General features: G+C 70.1%; 18 protein-coding genes and 2 pseudogenes. 13 read left to right on the top strand and 7 right to left on the bottom strand.

What is annotated here, in order from left to right:
* Window positions 1-109 precede the first annotated feature (109 nt).
* Window positions 110-550, top strand: a complete 441-nt coding sequence (locus HT134_RS05440; RefSeq protein ID WP_312887983.1) for an NUDIX domain-containing protein — start codon at window positions 110-112, stop codon at window positions 548-550.
* 148 nt (window positions 551-698) lie between these two features.
* Here HT134_RS05440 and HT134_RS05435 read toward each other — a convergent pair whose 3' ends face one another.
* Window positions 699-3428 carry an AfsR/SARP family transcriptional regulator gene (locus HT134_RS05435; RefSeq protein ID WP_175599097.1) on the bottom strand — a complete coding sequence of 910 codons (2730 nt, stop codon included), beginning with the start codon at window positions 3426-3428 and terminating at the stop codon, window positions 699-701.
* Between HT134_RS05435 and HT134_RS05430 the strand changes: the two genes are divergently transcribed.
* The gene (locus HT134_RS05430) at window positions 3409-7011 is read left to right on the top strand and encodes a WD40 repeat domain-containing serine/threonine protein kinase (RefSeq protein ID WP_175599096.1); all 3603 of its coding nucleotides are present in this window, start codon (window positions 3409-3411) and stop codon (window positions 7009-7011) included. The two genes, HT134_RS05435 and HT134_RS05430, sit on opposite strands and share 20 nt — an antisense overlap.
* A 403-nt stretch (window positions 7012-7414) precedes the next feature.
* Window positions 7415-8404 (top strand): aldo/keto reductase family protein, encoded by a 990-nt coding sequence (locus HT134_RS05425; RefSeq protein WP_175599095.1) that lies wholly within the window; start codon window positions 7415-7417, stop codon window positions 8402-8404.
* A gap of 61 nt (window positions 8405-8465) precedes the next feature.
* Here the strand turns inward: HT134_RS05425 and HT134_RS46750 are convergent.
* Together HT134_RS46750 and HT134_RS05415 are read right to left on the bottom strand one after the other, a co-directional pair.
* Window positions 8466-8621: pseudogene (locus tag HT134_RS46750) on the bottom strand (YciI family protein); the annotation flags it as partial.
* A complete protein-coding gene (locus HT134_RS05415) occupies window positions 8612-9226 on the bottom strand; it encodes a TetR/AcrR family transcriptional regulator (RefSeq protein WP_217707191.1) in 615 nt (204 codons plus the stop codon). The pseudogene HT134_RS46750 and the gene HT134_RS05415, both read right to left, overlap by 10 nt.
* A gap of 119 nt (window positions 9227-9345) precedes the next feature.
* Between HT134_RS05415 and HT134_RS05410 the strand changes: the two genes are divergently transcribed.
* From HT134_RS05410 to HT134_RS05400, 3 genes and pseudogenes are all read left to right on the top strand, one after another.
* Window positions 9346-10278: a zinc-binding dehydrogenase gene (locus HT134_RS05410; protein ID WP_246363544.1), complete on the top strand. Its 933-nt coding sequence runs from the start codon at window positions 9346-9348 to the stop codon at window positions 10276-10278.
* Between the two features lie 529 nt (window positions 10279-10807).
* Window positions 10808-10954: pseudogene (locus HT134_RS48010) on the top strand (transposase); the annotation flags it as partial.
* A gap of 196 nt (window positions 10955-11150) precedes the next feature.
* Entirely contained in the window at window positions 11151-11621 is a 471-nt protein-coding gene (locus HT134_RS05400; RefSeq protein ID WP_217707190.1) for a signal peptidase II, read from the top strand.
* A 282-nt stretch (window positions 11622-11903) separates the two neighbouring features.
* Here HT134_RS05400 and HT134_RS05395 read toward each other — a convergent pair whose 3' ends face one another.
* The gene (locus HT134_RS05395) at window positions 11904-13325 is read right to left on the bottom strand and encodes an MFS transporter (RefSeq protein ID WP_175599092.1); all 1422 of its coding nucleotides are present in this window, start codon (window positions 13323-13325) and stop codon (window positions 11904-11906) included.
* Window positions 13326-13401: 76 nt separating this feature from the next.
* On the opposite strand from HT134_RS05395, the gene HT134_RS05390 reads away from it, so the two are divergent.
* Window positions 13402-14010 (top strand): TetR/AcrR family transcriptional regulator, encoded by a 609-nt coding sequence (locus HT134_RS05390; RefSeq protein ID WP_217707189.1) that lies wholly within the window; start codon window positions 13402-13404, stop codon window positions 14008-14010.
* A 153-nt stretch (window positions 14011-14163) separates the two neighbouring features.
* Here the strand turns inward: HT134_RS05390 and HT134_RS05385 are convergent, their stop codons facing one another.
* Entirely contained in the window at window positions 14164-14568 is a 405-nt protein-coding gene (locus HT134_RS05385) for a RidA family protein (protein ID WP_175599091.1), read from the bottom strand.
* Between the two features lie 97 nt (window positions 14569-14665).
* Between HT134_RS05385 and HT134_RS05380 the strand changes: the two genes are divergently transcribed.
* The 5 genes from HT134_RS05380 (at window position 14666) to HT134_RS05360 (ending at window position 18819) form a co-directional block, all read left to right on the top strand.
* On the top strand, window positions 14666-15046 hold the full coding sequence (locus HT134_RS05380; RefSeq protein ID WP_175599090.1) for a winged helix-turn-helix transcriptional regulator: 381 nt from the start codon (window positions 14666-14668) through the stop codon (window positions 15044-15046).
* Between the two features lie 437 nt (window positions 15047-15483).
* On the top strand, window positions 15484-15708 hold the full coding sequence (locus HT134_RS05375) for a hypothetical protein (RefSeq protein ID WP_175599089.1): 225 nt from the start codon (window positions 15484-15486) through the stop codon (window positions 15706-15708).
* A gap of 73 nt (window positions 15709-15781) precedes the next feature.
* Complete coding sequence (locus tag HT134_RS05370; RefSeq protein ID WP_312888075.1) at window positions 15782-16186, top strand: AQJ64_40280 family protein; 405 nt, start codon at window positions 15782-15784, stop codon at window positions 16184-16186.
* A 526-nt stretch (window positions 16187-16712) separates the two neighbouring features.
* Window positions 16713-17618, top strand: coding sequence for an RNA polymerase sigma factor SigJ (sigJ, locus tag HT134_RS05365; RefSeq protein ID WP_312887982.1), 906 nt, complete (start codon window positions 16713-16715; stop codon window positions 17616-17618).
* A gap of 94 nt (window positions 17619-17712) precedes the next feature.
* Complete coding sequence (locus HT134_RS05360; protein WP_175599086.1) at window positions 17713-18819, top strand: NAD(P)/FAD-dependent oxidoreductase; 1107 nt, start codon at window positions 17713-17715, stop codon at window positions 18817-18819.
* Between the two features lie 85 nt (window positions 18820-18904).
* Here HT134_RS05360 and HT134_RS05355 read toward each other — a convergent pair whose 3' ends face one another.
* A complete protein-coding gene (locus HT134_RS05355; protein ID WP_246364116.1) occupies window positions 18905-21481 on the bottom strand; it encodes an excinuclease ABC subunit UvrA in 2577 nt (858 codons plus the stop codon).
* 822 nt (window positions 21482-22303) lie between these two features.
* On the opposite strand from HT134_RS05355, the gene HT134_RS05345 reads away from it, so the two are divergent.
* Window positions 22304-23527, top strand: a complete 1224-nt coding sequence (locus HT134_RS05345) for an MFS transporter (RefSeq protein ID WP_175599085.1) — start codon at window positions 22304-22306, stop codon at window positions 23525-23527.
* A 377-nt stretch (window positions 23528-23904) separates the two neighbouring features.
* On the opposite strand, the gene HT134_RS05340 is transcribed toward HT134_RS05345, so the two are convergent.
* Complete coding sequence (locus HT134_RS05340; RefSeq protein WP_175599084.1) at window positions 23905-24480, bottom strand: GNAT family N-acetyltransferase; 576 nt, start codon at window positions 24478-24480, stop codon at window positions 23905-23907.
* Between the last annotated feature and the right edge of the window lie 1227 nt (window positions 24481-25707).

The raw sequence follows: 25707 nt of genomic DNA, 5'->3' as shown, positions 1-25707 counted from the left end.
GGTAGCGCGCCCAGGAGGCGACCCGCGTTCCCGACCCTCCGGCGGCGACCACGACGCGGGCCGGGCGGATGGCCGGCTCTGCCACGGCGGGCTGCGGTACGTTGCCCGGGTGCTGAAGGTACGCGTCACCGGCGTCCTGATCGAGGACGATCGCATTCTGCTGCTGGACCAGGACACCGACACCGGCCGCACCTGGTCCCTGCCCGGCGGGAAGGTCGAGCACGGCGAGCCTCTCAATGCGGCGCTGGCGCGGGAGATGCGGGAGGAGACCGGCGTCGAGGTGAACGTCGGCCGGCTGCTGTACCTGTGCGACCACCTGCCGGGCGGCGACACCCACGTTGTTCACATCACCTTCGAGGCGACGCGGACCGGCGGCAGCCTCGGCGCCATCGACGAGGGCGCGGACACCAGACCGATCCGGGGCGTGCGGTTCGTGCCCATCGGCGACCTGCCGTCGCTGGGATTCAGCCGCCGCTTCACCGAGCTCGCCCAGGCCGGATTCCCCGAAGCCGGCTCCTACATGGGCGCCAAGTCCAACATCGGGCTGTGAACCGAGCACGTCAAGAGCGCTGACGATACGGCCGTCCAGAACGGGCAGGGGCTGCTCACGCTCGGCCAAGCCGGCCATCCACGCGCGCAGCACCATCGCGATCTGATGCATCCCGCGGTCGTGCGGTTGTGGTGGCGCTCGTTCTGAGCTATTCGGTCTGGTCGCGTACGTGGGCGGCGCGCGCTCGGCCATGCTGGTCACCTAAGGCGTCGAAAATCTTCCGTGCCTCCTCGGCGAGCTCACGCGCCCGACCGGAGGCGCCCTCGGCCAGGCTGACCTCGGCCAGCGTCATCAGTGATCGCGCGTCCAGCAGGCGGTCGCCCAGGCGTGTCGCGATCCCTCGCGCCTCCTGGCTGCTCTGTCTGGCGTCGGCGATCCGGTGTTGTGACAGCCGTACCGCGGCCAGATCGAGCAGCGCGTCGGCGCGCCTGTGCCGGTCGCCGAGGTCGGCGAGCAGCGCGGCGGCGGTCTCCAGCTGGGTCGCCGCCTCGTCCAGACGGCCGGCCCTGCGCAGGACGGCGCCCAGAGCGCCGCGGGCGTCGGCGGAGCCACGCGCGTCGCCGCCGAACGCGGCGAGGCTGGCGGTGAGGCTCCGCTCGGCGTCGGCCAGCCGGCCTTGTTCCAGGTAGACCGATCCCAGCCGGCGCCTGGTGTGAGCGGCGTCCGAAGCGCTGCCCTGACGCAGGAACATGCCCAGCGCCACTTTGAGCCGGTCCTGCGCCCGCTCCCACTGCCGCTCGGCGCGGTGCAGGTCGCCCTGGTCGCGCAGCGTCAACGCCTCGCCTCGGGCGTCACCCGCTCGGCGGGCGGCATCGAGCGCGAGTTCGGCGGTCGAGTTCCAGTCGTCGAGGAACCGGTGGCGCTCGAAGAACGGCGTGAGCAGGTGCGCGAGCCGCCAGGCGCCGTCCCACAGTTCGGCCTCGTGGAGGTCCGCGACGAGGCGTACCAGGAAGGCGCGTTCGGCGAGCAGCCACTCCACCGACTGCCTGATGTCCGTGGTCGCGAAGGGAAGGGCCACGGCTGGATCGCCGGAGACCAGGGGGAAGCGCGATGCGCGCACCCGGGTCGTCACCACAGCCAGCAGATCCGCGAGAGGCCTCCTGATCCCTTCCTCTTCAAGCAGCCGCTCCCGCGCGTACAGGCGGGTCAGATCGTGCAGCCGATAGCGGAGCTGACCCGCCACGTCGACCACGTGCGTCTCCAACAGGCCCGCCTCGACCAGCGCCTCCGCCTGGGCGCCGAACAGCTCGGCCACCCAGTCGGCGAGGTCGGGCGCGGAGTGCGCGGCAAGCAGGCGCAGCGCGCGCCTGGCCGGTTCCGGCAGCCCTTCGTAGCCGATCGAGTAGACGCTGCGAACTGTCTGATCGCCGGAGTGCAGGTGGTCGAGGCGCCCGTGTTCGTCCTCCAGCAGACGGACCAGGTGGTCGACCGTCCAGCTGGGGCGCGCGGCCAGGCGGGATCCGGCGATCCGGAGGGCTATCGGCAGGCCGCCGCAGAAGCGGGCGAGCCGCTCGGTCGCCAGCGGATCGGCCTTCGCCCGCTCGGCGCCCACCAACCTGACGAGCAGATCGACGCCGGCGTCGTCGTCCAGCACGCCCACGTGCAGCCGGGTGGCGTCGGTGAGCCCACCCAGGGCGGACCTGCTCGTGATGACCGTCGCGCACGAGGTCAGCAGGGGACGGGCCTGCTCCTCGTCCGAGACGTTGTCGAGAAGCACGAGCAGCCGCCGGTTGGCCGTGTAGGCGCGCAGCAGCTGTTGCCGCTGGTCGGCGCCGGCCGGGATCGTCTGGGCGGGGCAGCCGAGCCAGCGCAGGAAGTCCTGGGCAACCGCGGCCGGAGCACTGGATTCCCCGCGCAGGTCGGCGTAGAGAATCCCGTCGGGGAAGCGTTCCTTGTGACGCCAGGCGGCGTGCACGGCGAGCGCCGACTTGCCCGCTCCGGCCTGGCCATGGATCACGATCCTGGTCCCGTCGAGCATCGCCTCGTCCAGGATGCCGAGCAGGTCCTGACGGCCCGTGAAGTCGGAGACGTCGTGCGGCACGAGCACCGGCGGCCCGACGGAGACGTGCAACGAGACATCGTCGTGGAGCATGCGGTGGTAGAGGTGTTGCAGCTCGGGATCGGGGGCTATGGCATGACCCTCGTCGAGCACCTCACGTAACCCGTGATACATCTCCAGCGCCTCGACCCTGCGCCCGCTGCGGTACAGGGCGAGCATGCACTGACCGCGAAAGCGCTGCCACAACGGGTGCTGCCCGACCAGCCGCCGCAGCTCGGCGATGACTTGACGGTGACGCCCCTCCTCCAGGTCGAGGTCGATGCGGCGCTCCACGGCGAGCAGGCGTAGCTCCTCCAACTCCTCGCGCAGCCGCGCCGTCTCACGCCAGCGGGTTCCGTCCGGATCGACGTCCTCGAACACCACCCCCCGCCACAGGGCAAGCGCCTCGCTCAGGCTCGCGCGGCGCTGAGCACCGGATCCGGTCACGCCGCGCTCCACCAGCCGCCTGAAGCGCTCCACGTCCACCTGGTCGGCATCGACGGCCAGGGTGTACGTGCCCGACACCGTGGTGATGACGTCCTTGCCGAGAAGTCGTCTGAGATGGCCGACGTACCCGCGCACAAGCGAGTCGGATCGCTCGCCGTCCTCGTGCGGCCACAGCAGCTGCCGCAACCGCGCCACCGTCATGGGCCTTCGAGCGTTGAGCACGAGCACCGCGAGGAGATCCCGATGCTTGGCCGCGGTGGGGGTACGGTTGCTCGTACCGTCACGCACCTCCAGTGCGCCCATGATCCGAAATTCCATGGCTAAATCCTCGGACGGCAAGCGGAAGATCAACGGACGACCCAGAATTTCACACATGTCGCCTGTTCCGCTCACCCCTTCGGATCCGCACCGGCTCGGCGGCTACTGGCTGGCGGGACGGCTGGGCGCGGGCGGCCAAGGCGTGGTCTACGAGGCCTACGGCGAGGCCGGCCAGCGGGTGGCGGTCAAGGTGCCCAGGTTGAGCGACGCCGCCTCGCGCGCCCGGCTGAGCAAGGAGGCGGCAGCCGCCCAGCGGGTGTCGTCGTTCTGCACCGCCCGGGTGATCGAGGTCAGAACCGACGTCGCCGAGCCGTACATCGTCAGCGAGTACGTGCCCGGACCCACCCTGCGCCAGGTGGTCGGGGAGGCCGGGCCGTACGGAGGCGACGCGCTGCGGCGGCTGGCCATCGGTGTCGCCACCGCGCTGACGGCCATCCACGAAGTGGGCGTCGTCCATCGCGACCTCAAGCCGGACAACATCATCTTGGGCCCTGACGGACCGAGAGTGATCGACTTCGGGGTGGCCCGAGAGGTCGGGCCACTGACGACGACCGGTCCGATCATGGGCACGCCCAACTACATGGCGCCGGAGGTCTTCGCGGGGAGCGGGGTCGCGGCGGCCGCCGACATGTGGGCCTGGGCACTGGTCGTCCTCTTCGCCGCACTGGGCCGCGACCCGATCCCGGGGCAGGAGCCGCTGTCGGTGGTCAACACCGTGCTCGGCTTCCGGCCCGATCCGGGCGTCCTGCCCGAGCCGCTCGGTGGGCTGGTCGCGGCGGCGACCTCCAGGAATCCGGATGAGCGGCCCTCGGCCAGAGCGGTTCTGCTCGGCCTGCTCGACGTCCGCGACGACGACCGGCTGCTGGTGGAGGGCGGCAGCGTCGCCGCGGCGGTGCGGGCGCCGCTACCGACCGAGCCAGACCTGGGCACCATCGCGGAGGAGCTGTTCGAGGAGCTCTCCGACGGGGAGCGGACCGTCGCACCCGATCTCTTCCTCCGGATGGTGGGTCTCACGGAGGAGGACGACGAGACCATCAGGCACGTCACCCGCGACGAGCTGGAGGCGACCGGCCCTGTCGAGTCACTGCTGTCCGTGTACGTCGCCGCTGGTCTCATCACCGAGGCCGACTCCGCTTACACCCTGGCCAGCCCAGCTCTGATGCAGGCATGGCCGCGGCTGCGGCACTGGGTGGCGGACAACCGCGCGGGCCTGCACATCCATCGGCGGCTCAGCGCGGCCGCCCGGCTCTGGGACGAGCACGGCCGCAAGCCCGCCGACCTGCTGCACGGCTCCAGCCTCGACAGGACGCTGCGCTGGGCTGCCACCGAGCGCCGGGACATCACGCTGCGGGCGCTGGAGCGCGAGTTCCTCGATGTCGCGGCCAAGCAGGCCAGGCGGCAGTCCAAGCGCCGTGGCCTGATCGCCGCCACGCTCGTCGTGCTGCTCGTGGCGACGCTCGGCGGGCTCGGCCTGGCGGAGCACCTGCGGGACGTCTCCAGCCGCCAGCGCGACGAGGCGACGGCTCGATCGCTCCTGCTGCGCGCGGCCGACCTGCGCCGGCGTGACCCCCGGCTCGCCATGCGGCTGAGCGTGGCGGCATGGCGGCTCAGCCCCTCGATCCCCCAGTCGCTCGGCGGCCTGTACGACTCGCTGTCGGACGGTGGACTCGACTCGTTCACCGATCCCGATGTGACCGCCGACACCGTCTACGCGACCAGCCAGGACGGGCGCACGCTGGTGAGCATCAGGGCCGGTCTGGCGAGGCTCTGGGACGTACGCGAACACCGAAAGGTCGGCGAGTTCTCGGGCGTGAGCCCTACGGCGGTGATGGGGGCGCTGAGTCCCGGTGGACGGGTCCTGGCGGTCCAGGATGACCGCCAGGTGCGGTTGTGGGACGTCCCGACCGGTACGGCGATGGGGGACGGCTTCGCGAGCGGAGCGAGCCGGGGCAACACGGACAGACTGGCTTTCGACCCCACGGGGCGGTTTCTCTCCGTCCCCGACCTCTCACGCAGCCGCACCGGTGCGCACTGGTGGGACCTGGCCACCCGTCGCCAGATCCGTGCCGGATCCGGCGCGGGCGTGGACGCGGTGAACGCCGACGGCACCCTGGGCGTCGTCTTCTCCACCGGAGACGGACGGGCGGAGCTGTGGGACCTGAAGACGAACCGAGTGCTCCCGGCGGACTGGCTGCCTCAGAAGAAGAACGTCCAAGATGCCGTGTTCGGCGATAGCGGCCGGACACTGGCCGTCACGGCATCGGTCCCTCCTCTGCCTGGTCAGGGTGGTGTGGCGGGATACAAGCTGTTGTTGAGACAGGTGCCCTCGGGAGCCGCGCTCAAGGGGGACGGAGCGGGACCGGCAGGGAAGATCTACGCCTTCGGCTACAACGACCGGTTTCTCGCCTACGGAGGTGAGGGCTCGAAGAGCCTGACCGTGCGGCGACTCACGGACGGCCAGGAAGTCGTGCGGCGCGAACTCGGCGCGCCGATCGACCAGGTCCGTTTCGATGAGCCGGACCACGTCATGAGGATCCGCCTGACGAGCACCGTGTCGACGATGGATCTGAGGAGCCTGCAAGACCGCCCCGCCCTGCCCGGAACAGCTGGGGGCAAAGCCCTCCTCGGACCGGGGGGTCGGATAGTCGCCCTGTACGGAGCCGGCCAGGTGCGGTTATGGGACGTGGCCGGTCGGAGAAGTATCGGTCAACCGATCAAGGTGGACGAAGGGGCGTTGTACCGTCCTGCGCTCGCTTTCAGCAGGGATGGGAGAAAACTCGCCATAGGCGGCATGATACGCACGGCGGAATCCCCCGGCGCCCACGCCGGGGTGGTGGTCGTGGACACGTCCACAGCCCTGCCGATCAGCTCTGTCCGGGTCGCGAGCAAGCAGGCGGACAGCGTCGCCGGTCTCGCCTTCAGTCCTGACGGCACCACGCTCGCAGTCGCTCCCGCTCATTGGACGGTGGACGGGGCCATGTCCTCCCCGCTCGAACTGTGGACTCCGGCCTCCTCCACGGTGAGGACGGTGAAGGATGTGAACGGATCGGAGAACATGGCCTACCGTCCTGACGGAAAGCTGCTGGTGGCCGGATCCGCACCCGAGATCACGCTGGTGGACCCGCTGCGCGGCGCCCGGTTGCCGCGGCCGGAAGGGGCGGGAAGCCTGCCCAGCGGGCCGTACGCGTTCAGCCCTGACGGCGGACGCGTGGCCGTCAGCATGGACGGCGAGCCACTGTCGCTCTGGAATCCGGACTTCACCGGCACCAGCGGCCTCCGGTTTCCGGCTGTGGGTGAGGGTGGGTTCTACACCCTCGTATGGTCTCCGGACGGACGGACCATCGCCACGTACGCAGCCGGCGACAGAATCCGGCTGTGGGACGCGGACACGCGGCAACCCCTCGGGATGATCTTCGACGGCCATACCGACGTGGGCTTCGAGAGCAGCGCGACGCTGGCGTTCAGCGCGGATGGCCGGACGCTGTTCAGCGCCACGCCGGACGGCGTGGTGCGCGCGCATGTCCTCGACGGTGAGCGAGTCGCCACGGCGGTCTGCGACCGGGCACGCGGACCGTTGAGTCCTGACGAGTGGAAGAGATACCTCCACGAGGTCGAGTACTTCAACACGTGCGAACAGGCCGCCGGCCGATCAGAGTAGCCGCATGCGGGCTTGACGTCGGGTGAGTGGCTGCCGGACCGCGGAAGAGCGGTCCGGACGAGGCCGTCGGGTGTGCGTACCGCTGTGCCGCTCGATGGGAGCGTCGAGGTCCGCTGCGTCGAGGTCGAGGTGGCGGACCCGTGGCGTGGCCTTGTTCCGCTGTCGCAGGCCAGGGCGAGCATGGCAAGGGTGATGTGTCGGGTGGCGCTCGCCTGAGCCGACAAGCACATGCCGAGTTCAAGGCCGGTGTCGTTCTCGAACCGATCCCATGAATCTCCCGCAGGAATTTGACATATTCGCCGTTCCGTGCTCTCTTCTTTTACCCTCAGAGCGCCTCGAATTAATTTGTCAAATCGGCTCCATGGAGGCGTGGACGCTCGAAATAGGGGGCTACCGTAAATGCATGGAATTTCGTCGACTTGGCCGCAGCGGCCTCTCCGTCAGCGCGATCTCCTACGGGCACTGGCTCTCTCACGACGCCGCGGACCAGGAAGAACGGGCGCGGGCGTGCGTCGCGGCGGCGCTGGACGTGGGCATCACCACGTTCATCACCGCGGACGCGTACGCGAACACCGCAGCCGAGTCCGTGCTCGGCCGCGCTCTTAAAGGACAGCGGCGGGAAAGTCTGGAGATATCCACGAAGGTGTTCTGGCCCACCGGGCCGGGCGGGCCGAATGACAAAGGCCTTGGCCGCAAGCACGTCATGGAGTCGGCGCGCGCGTCGCTGCGACGGCTGGGCACCGACTATCTCGACGTGTACCAGGCGCATCGATTTGACCGGACGGTCCCGCTGGAGGAGACCATGCTGGCGTTTGCCGACCTGGTCCGGCAGGGCCACGTGCTCTATGTCGGCGTCTCCGAATGGACGGCCGAGCAGATCACCAGGGGCGCCGCACTCGCCCGGGACCTGCACGTGCCGTTGGTCTCCAACGAGGCGCAGTACAGCGCGTTGTGGCGGGTGATCGAGGCCGAGGTCGTACCAGCGTGCGAACGAGAAGGGATCGGGCAGCTCGCCTGGTCCCCTCTCGCGCAGGGCGTGCTGACAGGCAAGTATCGGCCGGGGCGACCACCGCCCTCGGGATCGCGCGGCGCGGACGTGAGCGGTGCGGGCAGTTTCGTCCAGCCCTTCCTGCGTGAGGACGTACTGGCACGGGTGCAGCGGCTCTGTCCCCTGGCCGACGAGGCCGGGCTCTCCCTGGGACAACTCGCGCTGGCCTGGGTGTTGCACAACCCCAACGTGGCCTCGGCGATCATTGGGGCGTCGCGGCCCGAGCAGGTGCGGGAGAACGCCGGAGCGGCCGGCGTCCGGCTCGACGCCGGACTTCTGGGCCGCGTCGATCAGGCGCTCGACGGCGTCGTCGAAACGAACCCGGCGCTGACGACGAGCCCGTAAGGGGACGGGGGAAGATCGAGAACGGCGGCCCGATCTCCACGATCGGGCACGCGGGCCACGCACGCGCCAGCTTCAACGCCTCGTCCAGGTGCGCCATCTCGAGCTCGACGAACCCGCTGACCACCTCCTTGCCGTCGACGAAGGGACCGTCGGTGACCACCGGTTCCCCGCCGCCCAGCGGGACGGTGCTGGCGGCTTCGGCGGGTGTCAGGTGCACTCTTGTCCCGTGCCGGCCTCGGTGCCGGCGGCGCGGAGGCCGTCGATGATGAGAGCCGCGAAACGGCGTACTGCTGCGTCGCGCGTGGAGGCGGGTGCGGCGGTGAGTCCGCGGCCGGCGAGGAGGATGACGGCGAAGTCATCGAACACGAAGTCCGGACGTAGCCGACCTGCAGCCTGCGCGCGGCGGATGATGGTCGAGACGACACGGCCCAGCTTCTCGCGGTGTGCCGCGAAGTCGACGACGTCGGGGTGCGCCGACATGAACGCGTCCGTGAAGCCCTGGTTGCGCGCGTTGAGGAGCAGGACGCGCTCGACGACGTCGCAGAGCCCGCGCCACGGATCCGGGTCGGCGCTGCCGTCGTAGACGATTGAGCTGCACTCGGCGAGCTCGTCCTCGAACGCCTCCAGCACCAGGTCCTGCTTCGTCGGGAACCGGCGGTACAGGGTCGCGGGCCCGACGTCCGCACGCCGGGCGATCTGTCGCATCGTCACCTCCAGCCCGGACTCCGCGAACAGCTCCCGGGCCGCGGCGAGCACACGGTCGCGATTTTCCCTCGCGTCGGCACGCAACAGGTGAGTCATCTTTCCGGCAATCTCTCTCACATCAGCAAGTGGACGCATGCGTCCGTTACGTTCGATCGTACGGGAGCCAACCGGCTCGAACCAGTCAGGAGCGATGCATGCGAGCAGTCTCGATCCGTACCTTCGGCAGCCCGGACGGCATGGAGGTCGTCGATGTCCCGGTCCCCAGCCCGAGCGCGGGCGAGGTCGTCATCCGAACCGCGGCGATCGGGGTCGGCGGAGTCGACGCGGTGATCCGGCGCGGCACGCTGGGCGCGCTCGGCCCGGCCATGCCTCGCGACGGTCTGGTGCCGGGAAGCGAGGTGGCTGGGACGATCACGGCCGTGGGAGCGGGCGTCGAGGCGTCGTGGCTCAACCGACGTGTCTGGGCGTTCACCGGCCTCTCTGGCGGCTACGCCGAGCACGCGGTCGCGCGGATCGAGAACGTCACGCCCCTTCCCGCCGACCTGACGCCCGTCGACGCGGTGACACTCGGCAGCGCGGCCCCGGTGGCGCACTTCGCCCTGCGGCAGGCGCACTTCGCCAAGGACGAGACCGTGCTGGTACGTGGCGCGGCCGGCAGCATCGGCATCGCAGCCGTCGAGCTCGCGGCCCGAGCCGGCGCACGGGCAGTCGCGGTGACCACGTCGTCGGCCGAGCGGGGGGAGCGGCTGATGAAGTACGGCGCGACACACGTGCTCGACCGTGAGGGGAACAGTACGCGCGGTCTCGAGCCGGCCGGCTTCGATGTGATCGTCGACATCGTCGCCGGGCCGGCGCTGCCCTCGTTCCTCGCGCGGCTCGCACCCCATGGTCGACTGGTGCTGGTCGGCCTCGTCGCCGGGCCTCCCCCGGCGGACTTCGGATCGGCGCTGCTGAGCCGGTTCCGGCAGTCGGTGTCGGTCGCGACCTTCAGTCTGGACACGGTGCCGCGAGCTGACCTGGCCCGGGTACGCGCCGACCAGTTCGAAACCGCGGCGCGGGGCGACCTCAGCGCCGTCGTCCACGCCGTCCTCCCGCTCGAAGCCGCAGCAGACGCCCACCGGCGGATGGATGCCGGCGAGGTCTTCGGGCGTGTCGTCCTGACACCGTGACCTCCTGCCGCCCGGTCTCGGTCTGGTGCGCAGCCGATCGACACCGCGGTGCCGCCGGGCGCTGGGTGAGCACCGAAGTCGTCTGCCGGGCACATGCGCGCGAGCTCCTGGAGCGTGGAGCGGCTGGGCAGGACACGCGGTCGGCTACCGCTGTCGAGATCGTGATCGGTCTCCTCGATGCCGCCGGCCACGCGCCGCTCAGGCGGCCCATCCAGAAGACCTCGACTGGTCTGACGCCATCTTCGCCTGTCCCGGCCTGACGAAGTTCGCCCGGCTCGACGAGCTCGGTCTGGAAGTCACCGGGCAGCGAGTTGAGTTCGATCGTGCTGTTCTCGCCGGCCGGGTCGTCGGGGCCGATCAGTGGTGCCGCCGCTGCGGCTGCGAGGGCGTACCGCGCGACCCGGTCACTTGCCGTTCGGCGCTCCAAGCAGGGGAGAAGGTGGAGGTCGTCGCGATGGACGGGTTCACCGGGTTCAAGACCGCGGCTGCCGAGGAGCTGCCCGACGCCGCACCGGACCGGTGCCGGTACCGTCCCGGCATCTCCAGCGGCCCAACGGAGGCGATCAACGGCAGGCTCGAACACCTCCGCGGCTCTGCGCTGGGTTTCCGCAACCTGACCAGCTACATCGCCAGATCCCTGCCGGAGAAGCCAACTGCACTTCCTTCACCTGGTTGATCATGGCTCTCCATGTTGCGATCAAGGAGTGTAAGTGGTGTTCGGTCTCGTTCGACCCGAGGCATGTCTCACCGATCATGCAGCATTCGCATGGGTACCTCAGAGGGCGCCCTAGTAGTCTCAGGGAAATATCTGTCGGACGGCGCGGAGGCCATGAATGATGCGGTTGGAGCGGGGTTCGAGTCGGCTGTACGCCATGATGCTCGTGCTGGCCGCGGTGGTCCTTGTCGTGGATCAGCTCACCAAGCTCTGGGCGGTCTCCACGCTGTCCGGGAGTGAGCGCGTCGCCGTGATTCCCCCTCTGATTCACTTCCGGCTGTTCTACAACGCCGGAGCCGCGTTCTCCGTAGGTTCCGGCGCGACATGGCTGTTCGCCCTGGCGGCGACAGCCGCAGTGGTCGGCGTTCTCTACATCGCGCGTCGGCTGGCCTCCCCTGGCTGGGCGCTCGCACTGGGGGCGCTGCTTGGTGGGGCGGTGTCTCACCTGGGCGATCGGCTCTTCCGCGAGCCCGGCTTCGCCCGCGGGCACGTCGTGGACTTCATCGACTACGGCGTGTTCGTGGGTAACGTCGCCGACATCGCGCTCACCTGCGGGTGTGTTGCGATGGTACTGCTCAGCCTGCGGGGTGTGCCGCTCGCCAGGGTGCCCAGGGAAGAGCCCGCCTAGCTTCTGGCCCAGGACCATCTGCCGGCTTTGTTCGCCTGGAGTAGCAGGCATGAGGCTGTTACGCAGAACGTCGGCCCGCTCATGTCCAGCACCAGCCCGTGGACGCCGCACTCCGCCGCCGCGTCCCCATCGTCACCGGCCGGCCCTTCGCGACGGGGGCGCGCGCCGCCTCGACCGGCTGCGCCGCGACGAGTTCGAGGGCCGCTTCCCCGGTCTGCTCACTCTCGTCCTGGCCGAGGAGCCGGCCGAGACCGGCGATGGGGAGGCGGACGGCTGACGGTCTCAGAGGGGGCGGTGGTCCGGAGGAGCCTGGGAGGCGGGTGACCCGTCAGACGCCGCCGGCGGGGGAGGCAGGGTTCCCTGGCGCCGCGTGCGCGAGACCATGAGGCGGAGCGCCGGAATCGCGCCGAGGCCGCCGATGGCCGCCGCCGTGAGGAGCATCGCGCCCAGGCCGTCCAGCTGGTACGGGACGCCGAGGACGGCGACGCCCGCGGCGACGCCGACCTGCTTGGCCGTGTTGGCGATGCCCGCGGCCACGCCCGCGCGTCCGGCGGGCGCCGACGCCAGCGCCGTTCGGCCGGTGACGAGGTTGCCGATCCCGATGCTCGTCCCGCCGACCACGAATCCGGGCACCATCGCGGGCCAGGAATGCAGCTCGTAGGTGGCGGCCAGCAGGAGCGAGGAGACGGCGGCCAGCGCCGGTCCGGCCGCGACCAGCAGGGCGGAGGGGAGCCGGTGCATGATCCGTCCGAGCAGCACCGGCGCGGCCAGGGCAGGAACGCTGAAGGTGAGGAACCAGAGTCCCGCCTGGGCGGGGCGGGCGCCCATCGGCCCCTGGACGTACAGCGAGAAGTAGGCCAGGGCTCCGGCGCCGGCGGCGTGGAAGGCCAGCGCGGCGGCGGTGTTCGCCGCATACAGCCGGTCGCGCAGCAGCGACAGGTCGATCATGGGGTCCGCGACGCGGCGCAGCGCCAGGACGGCCGTGGCCGCCGTGGCCACGGCGACACAGGTGATCGTCCCGGGCGCCGTCCAGCCGATGCGCGGTCCTTCGATCAGCGCCCACATGACTCCTCCGAGTCCGGCGGTCAGGCACGCCGTCGCGACCGGATCGAGGGGGCGGGGCCGGGCATCGCGGGACTCGGCCAGCACCCGAGGGGCGATGACGAGGGCGAGCACGCCGACCGGCACGTTGAGGAAGAAGATCGCACGCCAGCCGAACACCTCGGTGAGCGCGCCGCCGAGCAGCGGGCCCGTGGCGATGGCCGCACCTGAGGCCGCCGCGAACATGCCGAGGGCATGGTCGCGCCGGCGGCCCGGTGGGTAGGCGGCTGCCAGAAGAGGCGAGGCCGTCCCGAACAGGATCGCCGCTCCGCAGCCTTGCGCGGCCCGGAAGAGGTCCAGCGCCAACGCGCCGGGCGCCAGGGCGCACGCCAGGGACCCGGCCGTGAACACGCCGAGGCCGGCCAGGAAGAGGCGGCGGCGACCCCACCGGTCGGCCAGCGCGCCGGCGGTCAGGAGCAGCACGGCCAGCGTCAGGGCGTAGGCGTCGACGGCCCACTGCACCTCGCCCAGCCCCGCGCCGAGATCGTCCCGCATGGCGGGCAGCGCGACGTTCACCCCGGTGAGGTCCAGGACGAGCAGGTAGCCGGCGGTCGCCGCCATGGCGAGGGTCCAGCCGGGACGGCGGGCGACAGGGCTGGGCAACTCCGGGCTCCTTCGGTGAGGCTCGTTAATATACGGCGTAGATATACGGCGTATATTAACGGTTAGACTGGGATCCGTGAAGACCCCGGCCCAGCGCGGTCGCGGCACCCGCGGGCTGACCCGCGACGAGGTGCTCGACGCCACCCTCGAACTCGCCGAAGAGCGCGGCCTGCCCGCGGTCAGCATGCGCGCGGTCGCCGACCGGCTCGGCGTCACCCCGATGGCGCTCTATCGCTATGTCGGCGACAAGCAGGGGCTTCTGGACGGCCTGGTGGAACGGCTCCTGCAGGAGATGCCGGACGACGATCCCGCGTTGCCGTGGCAGGACCGGCTGCGCGCGTTCGGCGCGGGTGCCCGCGAGGTGGCACGGCGTCATCCGGAGCTGTTCCTGCTGCTGTTCACACGCCCGACGGTCACGCCCGAGGCTCGGCGCCCGCGCAACTCCGTCCAGGCGATGCTGCGGGACGCCGGCGTGCCGGAGGAGATCGTCAGCCCGCTCCAGCGCCTGCTGGACACGGTCGGCATGGGCTTGGCCGCCTCCGAGGCGGGGGGCCGCTTCACCGCCGCCCCGCAGGAGATCGACGAGCTCTACGCCCTGGCCGAGGACATGTTCATCAGCGCCATCGAGGGCTACGCCGCACGCGGCCGAGATCTGCCGAGCATCGGTTCCCCAGCGGATCGGTGACTCGGTCGCGTACGGCGTCGGCGACGGCGTCGGCACCCCGCCAGGCCGCGACGCCCTCGCTCAGGCGCGGGGCCGGCACGCCCGCCGTCGAGGCGGAGGGGCTGGGGGACGGCTGGTCTCCCGGGACGGGCTTGGGCTCACCGCTGAGCCGGCTCAGTCGATGACCGCGGTGACCTCGGCCTCGACGAGGATGCCGGGCTCGAAGAGGATGTCGACCCCGATCAGCGCGGCCGGTGGCGTGGCGAGGTCGAACTCGCGCGCCGCCTGCTCGACGCCCGCGTTGAAAGCGTCGTACATCTCCCTCTTCCAGCCCGCGGCGTACCACGTGAAGCGGACGACGTCGTGGAACGTCGCCCCCGCCGCGCCGAGCGCCCTGGCCACGTTGCGGTAGACCTGGGCGACCTGCCCGGCCAGGTCGCCAGGCGCCACCAGTTCGCCGTTCTCGTCCCAGGCCACCTGGCCCGCGATGTGGACCTGTCTGCTTCCCGTCGCCACCGCGACGTGGTGGTAGATCGGCACGCGGACATGCCCGTCGGGGTTGATGAGCGTAACAGCCACGATCTCCTCCATCGTTACTCTCTTGTAGTTACTCCGGAACTGTAGGAGAGTGTTCGCTGACGTGGAAGAACGCACTTTTCAGTGACTGGGGAACCTGATGGTGACCAAAGAGCTCAGCAACCTGTCCGACGAGGCGGACCTGAGGCGCGCCGACTCCCTGGCGCGGGAGATCTTCTCGGACGTCGCCAACAAGTGGGCGTTGCTGATCATCGAGGCGCTCGGCGAGCGCACCCTGCGTTTCAGTCAGCTGCGCAGCGAGGTGGAGGGCATCAGCCACAAGATGCTCACCCAGAACCTGCGGATGCTGGAGCGCAACGGCCTGGCCGAGCGGAAGGTGTACCCCACGGTGCCGCCGCGGGTCGAATACACCCTCACCGAGCCCGGCCGGGCCCTGCGCGCCACGGTGGATCTGATCTGCGGCTGGACCCACGAGTACTTCGGTCACATCGAATCCGCCCGCCGCAGCTTCGACACCTGACGGGATCGGTTCCCCGGTCACACACACCGACAAGGGGGGTGCGGAGGATGTCGGGTGACCGGGGCCGGTGTCGCCGCACCAGGGGGCATGGATGGCACGACCTTGGTATCCCGTTTCCTGCGCGACGGCTTCGTGAAGCTGGAGGGCGCCGTCGCGCCGCGCGTGGCCGCGGCCTGTGCCCGGCTGCTGTGGCGGGAGACGGGCTGCGACCCGGACGACCCGTCGACGTGGACGCGGCCCGTGCACTGGGTGGGCGTTCGGCACGGGCCCGGCCCCGGACCCGGATACCGTCGCCCGGTTCGTGGCCGCGGTGCGGCACTTCGGCGTTCAGGTGGTGGCGATGAACCTCTTCGCCGGTGACATGCCGAAGGGTGAGCGCGGGGTGCTGTCCCACCCCCGAGAATGTCACCGCCCTCCGCCGCAGCGTCGAGACGGCCATGGAGATCGGCGAGCAGTTGGGCATCCGCCTGTTCAACGCGCCATACGGCCATCGACGGCCCGGCGAGTCCATCGAGATGCAGGACGAGATCGCCGCCGGGAGCATTGCCTTCGCGATGAAAGCCGCTCGCCATCTTGGGGGAACCATTCTTCTGATGGAGCCGCTGAGCGGTATGCCGCGGTACCCGCGGAAGAAAGCGGGCTGGACAACCCGTGTTTCATAAGGCGTTGAGCCACTCGCCGGCGAAGATCGGGGGAGACAAGGGCAGTATGTGAAGACGCCCGTACTTGACCAAGATGGGAGCTGGGATGGGCATACGTGCGCAAGTGGAGTGGGTGGACTCCCGGGAGAGATTGCCAAGGGACGGAATACCTGTGGCCGCCGCGATCACCGGCCGTTTCCCATCCGACGATGCGGACGAGCGCGATCCACATGCGGGGCAGGATTTCTGGCTGGTGAGGCCGATGTACTTCACGACCCGTCACTTCGATGAGGACGGGCGTGAGTACCACGACTGCTTCGTCGATTCCGACGGCGTCGTCCGTCCGCCCTACGGCCGAGATGGTGACAACCTGCAGGACGATGACGACCCGATCACCCACTGGGCCTATCTGCCTACTTTGCCGGGTACGACCGTGCACTACCTGACGGGCGAGGAGGCGAAGACCGCTCGCGCGAACGCCCTGGGTGATGGGGCATGACGGAAACCGCCGATTCCGGCATCCCGGACGCAAGCGGCTCGATGACCGGCTGGCTCTTCAGGGCATCTTGCCGGCCTCCGCTCGGGTCTGCGTCACCAGCCGCAGAGTAACGCGCGCTGGCGACACGTCAATGCCCCCTCGGTGCCTCGGGAACCGCACATCACCGGCATCTATGGAGCTGTCTCACGGCTGCCATGCCCAACTGTCGGCCGAGCCCGGAGGTCGCGCCCGCGAACGGGGCCGCCGCGCCATGAGGGAAGGGCGCGGCGGCCGTTGGCGGTGTCGAACGCGGCGCCTGCCAGGAGGCGAGTGGAATCGAGGGTGGGCAGCGGGGAGACGTCCGGCGTCACCAGGAGCGGAATCCCAGTGCACGCCTATGAACTCACAGGTGCCACGTCCGGTGAGTGCACATGAGCGCCTCCCAGCCAGGGCCGACAGATCCGGTTGAGGACCCGAGGTCGGTCAGCCGATGGGTCGGACGCCGGCGGGAAGCGCTCACCTACATCATCCTCTTAGGATCAGGCGCGTGGACTTCCTGCGGGTGCGTGCGGACGGGCCGCTGGAGGCGCCGGTGGCCGTGTTCGAAGAGCAGCGGCCGCGCTTGTTCGGGCTGGCCTATCGGTTGCTCGGTTCCGCCGCCGAGGCTGAGGACATGGTGCAGGAGACGTTCCTGCGCTGGAACCAGGCCGGCCCGGTCGACGTACCGGCCGCCTGGCTGACCACGGTGCTCACCCATCTGTGTCTGAATCAGCTCGCCTCGGCGCGACGGCAGCGGGAGAGCTATGTGGGGCCGTGGCTGCCCGAGCCGGTGCTCACCGGCGACGGCGCCCTCGGTCCGCTGGAAACCGTCGAGCAGCGTGAGTCGGTGTCGCTGGGCCTGCTGGTCCTGCTGGAGCGCTTGACTCCGACCGAGCGGGCCGTTTTCGTGCTGCGCGAGGCTTTTGGACATAGTCATGCCGAGATCGGGAAGATCGTCGGCATCGACGAGGCGTACTCTCGCCAACTTCACCGCCGAGCCAAGGCGCACGTCGGCGAGGCCCGCAAGCGTTTCGACGCCGACCGCGAACAGCACCGGCACATCGTCGAGAGGTTCCTGGCCGCGACCCTGCACGGCGACGTGGCAGGGCTGGAAGAGCTGCTGGCCGCAGATGTGGTCGCCTGGGCGGACGGCGGCGGATCGACCGTGGCACGACGGCCCGTGCTCGGGCGCCAGAGGGTCCTGCGCTACGTGCGCGGTCTCAGCGGCCGGCCGGAGGCGGCCGCCGTGACCGCCGCGATCGCCGAGATCAACGGCGAGTTCGCCGTGCTCCTGCGATACGGGGGCGACCTGCGCGCAGTCATGGCCGTGGAGATCAGCGACGGCCGGATCAGCGCTGTACGGACCATGGTGAATCCAGCCAAGCTGGCTTTCGCCGCCACTCAGCTCATGTGAGCACGATCACACTCATGTGAGCACGATCACATACGAGCGGTGTCACGAATCGGCCGGCCTGCCGGTTCACATGGGGACTCGATCGGAGGACCCCATGACAAAGCGCATCGTAGTGCTGGGCGCCGGCTACGCGGGGCTGGGCGCCGCCAAGCGCGCCGCGCGGCGCCTGCGCGGCACCGACGCCCAGGTGACGCTGGTGAACGCGAGCGACCGGTTCGTGGAACGGGTGCGACTCCACCAGCTCGCAGCCGGGCAATCGCTACCCGACCTGCCCCTTTCCACGCTGCTCGATGGCACCGGCGTCGACCTGGCGGTGGCCCGGGTGACGGGAATCGATCTCGGTGCACACGTTGTACGGCTCGACGCCGTCCCGTACGAACTGACCTACGACGTACTGATCTACGCCCTCGGCAGCGGCGCCGACCTGGACGTCGTACCCGGAACAGCCGAGCACGCGTTCACTCTCGCCACGGCGGGAGAGGCGACCCGCTTGCGGTCCCGTCTGGCCGAGGCCCGGTCGGTCGCCGTGGTGGGTGGCGGGCTGACCGGGATCGAGGCCGCGACCGAGATCGCGGAGGCGTATCCGCGGCTGGATGTTCGACTGATCTCCGGCGGCCGGATCGGGAACGGGCTGTCCGACAGGCCCCGCCGTCACCTCCACAAGGCTTTCGCACGGCTGGGCGTCGCCGTGCGCGAGCACACACCGGTCGCCAAGATCGGCCCTGACGGGCTGCTCCTGGACGACGGTCGCGAGGTGTCCGCCGATACGGTGGTGTGGGCAGCCGGCTTCCGCGTCCCCGGCCTGGCCGCGGCCTGCGGGCTGGCCACCGACGAGGACGGCCGCATGCTGGTCGATGCGACTCTTCGCTCCCTGTCGCATCCCGAGGTGTTCGGCGTCGGGGATGCCGCGGCGGCGCGGACCCCCGGCGGGCGCTCGCGGATGTCCTGCCAGACCGGCCTGCCGATGGGCCTGCAGGCGGGCGCTGCGGTGGCCGACCTGCTGGCCGGGCGAAAGCCGCGCCCGGCCCGAATCCGCTACGTCTGGCAGAACATAAGCCTGGGCCGCCGCGACGGTGTCACCCAGTTCACGCATGCCGACGACAGCCCGCTCGGCGTCGTACTGACCGGCCGCGCCTCAGCGCTCTTCAAGGAGGCGATCACCCGCAGCACGGTCTGGCGAATGCGTCATCCCGGGCCCTAGCCGGAGTCTCGCTTGCCGGAGGTACGGGTGACGGCTCCGCCAAGACCCTTTCCGAGATCGTTCGTCGGAGGCCGAGAACACCTTCTCAGCAGCGCGCACCTTCGTGCATGTCCAGGAGAGGCAGGCCCGCCGCGTACCGCCGGAAGAAGCCGGCGGTCGGGGTGTCCGCGGTCGCGACGGCGTCCGGGGTGCCCTCCGCGACCACCGCACCCCCGTCCGGACCGGCTCCCGGCCCAAGGTCGATCACCCAGTCCGCGGACGCGGCGACGGGGATGTCGTGTTCGGCCACGACGACGGTGTTGCCCGAGTCCAGCAGCACGTCGAGCGCGTCCACCACACGCTGGATGTCAGACGGGTGCAGGCCCGAGACGGGTTCGTCGAGGACGACGAGGCCCGCCTTGCGGCCTGCGGCGCCGCGCTGGATGGCGGAGGCCAGCCTCAGCCGCTGCGCCTCACCGCCGGACAGCTCTGTGGCGCTCTGGCCGAGCTGGAGATAGCCGAGTCCGACCTGGTTCAAGGCTCCGAGGGTTTCCGCGAGTTGCCGGGGCTGGGAGAACTGCTCCACAGCCTCGGCGACGGTCAGCTCCAGCACCTGATCGATGGCCAGCCCCTGATATCTGATCTCCAGAGCCTCCGGCTTGTAGCGCCGGCCCTCGCACGCGTCGCAGACCACCCACACATCTGGCAGGAAGTGCATGTCGACCAGCTTGCGGCCATAACCGGTGCAGGTCTCGCAACGGCCGCCGCCCGCGGTGTTGAAGCTGAACCAGGAGGCATTGACGCCGCGTCCGCGCGCCGCGTCGGTCTCGGCGAACAGCTTGCGGACCATGTCGAACGCCTTGCTGTAGGTGGCCGGGTTGGAGCGCGGCGTCCGCCCGAGTGGTTCCTGATCGACGACGGCGACCCAGTCGAACCCCTCCAGGCCGATCACCTGCCGTACCGTGTCGGTCATCGTCCCGTTCAGGGCGGCCTCCACACTCACCGCGAGCGCGCCGAGCAGGCTGCTCTTGCCGCTGCCGCTCACCCCGGTCAGGCAGGTGAGCCGACCGGCGGGGAAACGCACCAGGTCGGCGGTCACGTTGTGAGCGCGCAGGCCGTGCAGCTCCACCCAGCGGGTTCCGTCCCCGATCGGACGGCGGGTCCGACGCAGCCGCGGCCCCTCACCGGCCAGATAGCGTCCGGTCAGCGACGTCGGGTGGGCGGCCACGTCGGCGGGAGGCCCCGACACCAGAACCTCACCGCCGAGACGGCCCGCACCGGGCCCCATATCGATCACCCAGTCGGTCCGGGCGATCAGTTCAGGGTCGTGCTCGACCAGGAGCACCGTGTTGCCGGCCTTGCGCAGCTCCAGGGCGATGTCCAGCAGGTGCGCCTTGTCCGCCGGATGCAGCCCGGTCCCGGGCTCGTCCAGGACGAAGACGAGGCCGCTCAGCTCGGTGCTGAGCTGAGCGGCGAGCCGGGTTCGCTGCAACTCACCCCCGGACAGCGTCGCCGCACTCCGCGACAGCTGGAGATGGGCCAGGCCGAGCCGGTCGAGGATTCCCAGCCTGCGGCCCAGGTCCTGGAGCAGCGGCTCACCCACCTCGCGCTGCCGGGCGTCCAGGTCGTCCGCCACGCGCTTCGCCCAGCTGCGCACCTCCCGTACTTCTACCTCGATCAGGTCGGGATAGGTAAGCCCGCCGAGCCGCACGGATCGGGCCACCTGGTCGTACCCGCTGCCGCCGCAGGTGCCGCACGGCTGCTTGCGCATGTACGGCAGGTAGCGCTGCTTGGCGCTGGAGGTCTGGGCGTTCACGAACACCCGCTCCACCTCGGCGAGCGCGCCCCGCAGCGGCTGGCTCGAGGTGTAGGTCACCGAGACCGTCTCCTTCTTGTTCGACATGTCGACGGTGGCCTCGACCTTCTCCTCCCCGGTGCCGTACAGCACACAGCGGCGGAACTCCTCAGGCAGCGACTGCCACGGCCGGCCGAGGTCCACTCCCCGCTTCTTGGCAAGGGCCGGCACGAACGCGTGCTCCCCCGACCGCCACTTCGCGTACCAAGGGGAGGCCCCCTCGAAGAGCGGAAGCTCCGGATGGGTGATGACCAGGTCCTCCTGCGCCTGCCACCGCCCGCCCACCCCGTGGCAGTCCGAACAGCTCCCTTCCGGCGTATTGCGGTCGAAATGAGCGGTCGTCAGATGGCCGTCCCCGTTCTCCGCCGCCGGGTCCGCGCCGATCGCGGGAAGGCGCGAGTACAGCAGCCCCAGATGCCCGTCGATGCCGGTGATCGTCGCGACCGTGGACCGGGGGTTGCGGTTCAGACGGCGCTGGTCGACCGCGAGCGTCGGGCCGAGTCCCAGGATGCGGTCGACCTTCGGCCGATTGCGCTGGGTGATGTACTGCCGCACGAACGGCGAGAGTCCCTCCAGGTACCGCAGCTGGGCCTCGTTGTGCAGGGTTTCGATGGCCAGCGAGGTCTTGCCGCTGCCGCTCACTCCGGTGAAGGCGATGAGCCGCCCCTTGGGGATGCTCACCGACACGTCCCGCAGATTGTTGGTACGAGCTCCCACCACCTCGATGGCGTCGTACTCCATACTCACAACGTCCCGTACGAACGCAGTCAACCTTCGTCCTTCCTCTCGCAACACAGCAGGACATGGGCGGACCCGCATCCCGCCCATGCCGAACAAACCGATCAAGCCGCGGTGAGCCTGTCGACGTCGGGGGCGTAGACGGTCATCCCGTGCGGACGCAGCCGGTCGACCACGTCGTTCTCCCAGTCGAAGAAGTAGTCGTCGTCGTAGAAGTCCTTGAGGCTGCTCCGCCGTCAGTGTGCGCTCGGTGTTGACGATCGAGCGCAGGTGCGAGGTGGAGCGGGAGAGCGAGGCGTCCAGGAGGGCCTGAAGCTCCTTGAGATCTTCTGGTGTTTCGCGCATTGCGGTCCTTGTCCGTCCGTGGTGCCCGGCCCGCGCCCCGTCGGTGCCGACCGGTGAGCCCATGATCGGTCTGAAACCCGACGTCCTATGTCATGTTTTTCATTCGTCCTGGGGACGCCGCCGAGCCGCCCACCGGCGTCCTCGCCTGAGCTCGTCCTCAGCCGCACAGATTGGCGAGCGGTCGGTCACATGGCCTCGATGACGGTTCCCCGGTCTTGTGGCTCGTCAGCAACGCCGGCTCGACCTGCACCTGATCGGCCACGCAGTCCACCCCTCACCCTGCCGTGCCGGGGCGTCAACCAGGGCGACTTCACCGCCGACGGATCCCTCTTCCTGGCCGGCCGCGAGCTCTCCGGGCAGCTCGTGGCGATCGGCTGGAGGCGCGCCCGGGTGCGGAAGGTGATCGGAGTCGGGGCGGGGAACATGCCGAAGGACGTCAAGCTCTCGCCGGACGGCCGGGCTCTGCCGAGGCCCCGACCCTGCTGAGACCTCGTCGCGCAGGAAGATTTCCTGGGCGTTGATGGTATTCCTCGCGTGGCCGTCACCCCAGGCGCGCGAAGATGCCGCATGCCGAACACGCAGGCCACGAGCCGTTTCATGGCCGAACTAGGGCGAACCGGGCGGTTGATCGTGGCGGCGCGGGCGGTGCGCACCTTCGGGTACGGCTGCACCAGCGTGCTCCTGGCCGAGCTGCTCGCCCAGGACGGCGACAAGCCCTGGCAGACCGGCCTTCTGCTGTCCCTCGCGTCCGCGGGATCGGTGGCAGCCAGCCTGACGCTCGGCCTGTTCGCCGACAGGTGGGGGAGGCGGCGCACACTGATCGTCTGCGGCTGTCTGATGGCAGTCGCCGGCGTCGCGTTCGCGCTCAGCGAGTCCTATCCCGTCCTGCTCGCCGCCGCCTTCATCGGCACCATCTCACCGTCCGTCAACGACAACACGCCGTTCTCGGGCGTGGAGCAATCCATCCTCGCCCAGACCTGCGCCTCCGACCGGCACACCGCCGTCTTCACCTGCTACAACGTCACGGCGATGGCGGCCGGTGCCCTGGGCGGGCCGGCCGCCGCCGCGCTCGCGCTCCAGCCGTGGGTGTCGGCCGCCGACGCCGCCTTCGCGTTGTACGCATTCCTCGCCGTGTGCACCGTACTGCTGTTCCGGCGCCTCTCGCCCGAAGCCGAGGCGCCTCTGTCGCCACGCCAGTGCCAGGGCGCTCACCGCGTACGGGTGCCTGGACCGGTCCGCCGCCTGGCCGCCCTGTTCGCGCTGGACGCCTTCTCCGGAGGGCTCGCCGTCCAGTCCCTGCTCGCCTGGTGGCTCGCCCAGCGCTACGGAGCCACCAGCGCACAACTCGGCCTGGTGTTCTTCGCCGCCAACCTGCTCCCGGCCTTGGCGCAGCTCGCCGCCCCCCTCCTCGCCTCCCGGCGCGGGCCGCTGGCAGCCATGCTGCTACCCCATCTCGCCGCCAACCTGCTGCTGGCCGGCATCCCGTTCGCCCCGACCCTCGGCAGCGCGGTCACCCTGCTCCTGCTCCGTCAGGCCCTCTCAAAGATCGACGTCCCGGCGAGGCAGGCATTCACCGCCTCAGTCGTGCCCCCGGCGCACCGGACAACCGCGGCCAGCATGACCAGCGTGGCGCGAAGCGTCGCCGTGTCCGTCAGCCCTCTCGTGGCCACCACCCTGCTCACGGGCGCCCTGCTGACGCTCGGAGCGCCTCTCCTGGTCGGCGCCGCCTTGGGCATCGGCTACGACATCACCCTATGGCGCGCGTACCGGACCGCACCCATGGACGGCTGACCAACATCCAGCTCATCCACGTCTGAAGTCTGCTGCGCCGTGTCGGTGTGCGGGCACCCGCCCGCACCGTCGCCGAAGCCGCCGGCCGCCAGATCGGCCGCCCTGTCGCCCACCCCGAAGACAAGATCGAGTACGCCTGGCTCCTCAAGGCCCAAGGCGACTCCCTCGGCGTCGTCGCCGCCAAGACCGGCCTTCCCAAGACCTCCCTGCGCCCGCGCTTAGGGTTGGCTCACCCCCCGGACGCCAACGACGACGGGCGGGCCGGATGTCCTTCACCGCGCTGCACCCGACGCACTGAGCGGCAGGAGAGCGGCCGCGTGTATGAGCGACAGCGTGATCTTCGTCGCGGCGAGGGCTCCCAAGCGTCTCCGCCGTCATCACTCGTGAGCGGGCCACTCCTCGGCCAGGAGCGCGTAGGAGAGACCGTCGAGCCATCCCTTGGTGCGGTGGAGGGAGTCTCTCACCGTGTGCTGTTCGCGGCGCATCCCGACCCGCTCCATCAGCCGCCATGAGGGTTCGTTGTCGTAGAAGCAGTCCGCGTGCAGGCGGCGCAGGCCAAGACGTTTGAAGGAGATGTCGATGAGGGCGCGTACCGCTTCGGTGGCGTAGCCCTTGCCGCCGTAGGAGGGATCGAGCGTCCACCCGAGCTCTCCTTGGACGCCTTTCGCCTGGTCAGCAACCTCTTCCTGGGCCCAACAGTCCTGGACCTTCAGTGACAGGTCGCCGATCACCCGGCCGTCCAGTTCGATGATGAGCAGGTCTACGAGCCGCTCCTCGCTGAGGAAACGCTCACGGTAGTCGTCGTAGGTCTTTGTGGCGGCCGTGACCCATTCGTGAGTCTCCGGCAGTTGCCGGAAGGTCCAGGTCGCGTCCACGTCGTCGGGGGTGGCCCGGCGCAACAGCAGCCGCTCGGTGGAAATCGGCCAGTCCAGCGTGTCAAGAGGGTGACGCATGGGCCCTCATATTGACAGCGGGCTGTGGTGATGCACAAACGGATTACTGCGGACGACGCCTCCGACAATGGCATCGAGCCCCTTCGGCCAGGAGGGGCGATCGAAGATCCGCTGACGCGCTCCGTCATTCGCTTATCGGCCGCCGTGACAGGCGGATCTCCTCGATGTCGAGGGTGGCTTGGATCTTGGCGCAGCACGATGTCGTCGATGCGGTGTTCGTCGCCCAGCCGTAGCACGGTGGCGCGGTTGTGGGCGATGTGCGCCAGGCGCAAGGAACCCGGACACGCCGCTGACCACCCGGGCGCGGGTGCTGACACGCAGCTGTCGTGGCTGCGGGCGGCGGTCCAGTAGCCGGATCGTGTACGCCGCGGCGAACAGGAAGACGAAGCGCCCGGCGACGAGCACCGCGACGACCAGGGCGACGGCGGTCAGGGCCACGGTCAGGGCGAGCCTGGTCAGGCCGCGCACCGCCGGTTGCAGTTCGAGCCCGACCAGGACGAACAGCGAACCCCTTCGACTCACCGCTGCGGCGCGGCGGCTTCGTCGAGATCACCGGCACCGAGGCGACACTCGCCACGCCCGAGCTTCGACGGTGACGTGCGCGTGCAGAGTGCCGACAACTGGACGGTCATCCCCGCCACCGGAGCGGACGCTGGCCGCGGCCTCGGCGTCCTGGACCTGGCCGGGCGATCCGCAGTGGCGGTCGGTCGCGCGCCGGCGCCCGAACCGCGCGCATCACGCGAGCTGGCGCAGCACGTCCTCGACGTGGTGGAGGCGATGACGGCCCCGCCGACACAGGGAGCTTCGTGCCGGTCCGGACAACCTTCACCGCCCCCGACGTGCTGGAGGCAGAGTGCGATCCGCCGGCTCGCACCGTTTGAGCAGGAGGATGAAGACGAGTGTCACCCAAGACGGAAAAACCGGTCCTCGCGTGGGCATGGCCGGCTACGCGTTCATGGGCGCCGCTCACTCACAAGCCTGGCGTACCGCGGCGCACGCCTTTGTGCACCCGGGGTGACTCGCACGCTGAGATCACGGTCGCCGCCCCGGACGCCGGCGAACACGTCCTGTGCCGCTCGATGGCCGGATTCAACTACCGCAGGTGCCCCCCAGGTCCATGGGCGGATCGAAGCGGCGGTGAGCGCCTCGGGCGTGCACGCCACCTGGGCTGGGTTCTGCCGGCTCTGACCGTGCCTGTTCTGACCAAGGCGGGGGCAGACGAAGGGC

It is taken from the genome of Nonomuraea rhodomycinica (genome assembly GCF_013363995.1).
In the GTDB taxonomy this organism is placed as follows: Bacteria; Actinomycetota; Actinomycetes; order Streptosporangiales; family Streptosporangiaceae; genus Nonomuraea; species Nonomuraea rhodomycinica.
Note: the sequence above shows the minus strand (reverse complement) of the source record. Positions and strands in the feature narration are given on the sequence as shown.

Bases quoted from the DNA above. Each gene is read 5' to 3' on its own strand.
- HT134_RS05410 (WP_246363544.1), top strand. From the start codon at position 9,346: ATGGAGGTCGTCGATGTCCCGGTCCCCAGCCCGAGCGCGGGCGAGGTC.
- HT134_RS05430 (WP_175599096.1), top strand. From the start codon at position 3,409: ATGTCGCCTGTTCCGCTCACCCCTTCGGATCCGCACCGGCTCGGCGGC.
- HT134_RS05370 (WP_312888075.1), top strand. From the start codon at position 15,782: ATGGGAGCTGGGATGGGCATACGTGCGCAAGTGGAGTGGGTGGACTCC.
- HT134_RS05375 (WP_175599089.1), top strand. From the start codon at position 15,484: ATGGAGATCGGCGAGCAGTTGGGCATCCGCCTGTTCAACGCGCCATAC.
- HT134_RS05400 (WP_217707190.1), top strand. From the start codon at position 11,151: ATGATGCTCGTGCTGGCCGCGGTGGTCCTTGTCGTGGATCAGCTCACC.
- HT134_RS05345 (WP_175599085.1), top strand. From the start codon at position 22,304: ATGCCGAACACGCAGGCCACGAGCCGTTTCATGGCCGAACTAGGGCGA.
- HT134_RS05380 (WP_175599090.1), top strand. From the start codon at position 14,666: ATGGTGACCAAAGAGCTCAGCAACCTGTCCGACGAGGCGGACCTGAGG.
- HT134_RS05360 (WP_175599086.1), top strand. From the start codon at position 17,713: ATGACAAAGCGCATCGTAGTGCTGGGCGCCGGCTACGCGGGGCTGGGC.
- HT134_RS05355 (WP_246364116.1), bottom strand. From the start codon at position 21,481: ATGGGCGGGATGCGGGTCCGCCCATGTCCTGCTGTGTTGCGAGAGGAA.
- HT134_RS05340 (WP_175599084.1), bottom strand. From the start codon at position 24,480: ATGCGTCACCCTCTTGACACGCTGGACTGGCCGATTTCCACCGAGCGG.
- HT134_RS05425 (WP_175599095.1), top strand. From the start codon at position 7,415: ATGGAATTTCGTCGACTTGGCCGCAGCGGCCTCTCCGTCAGCGCGATC.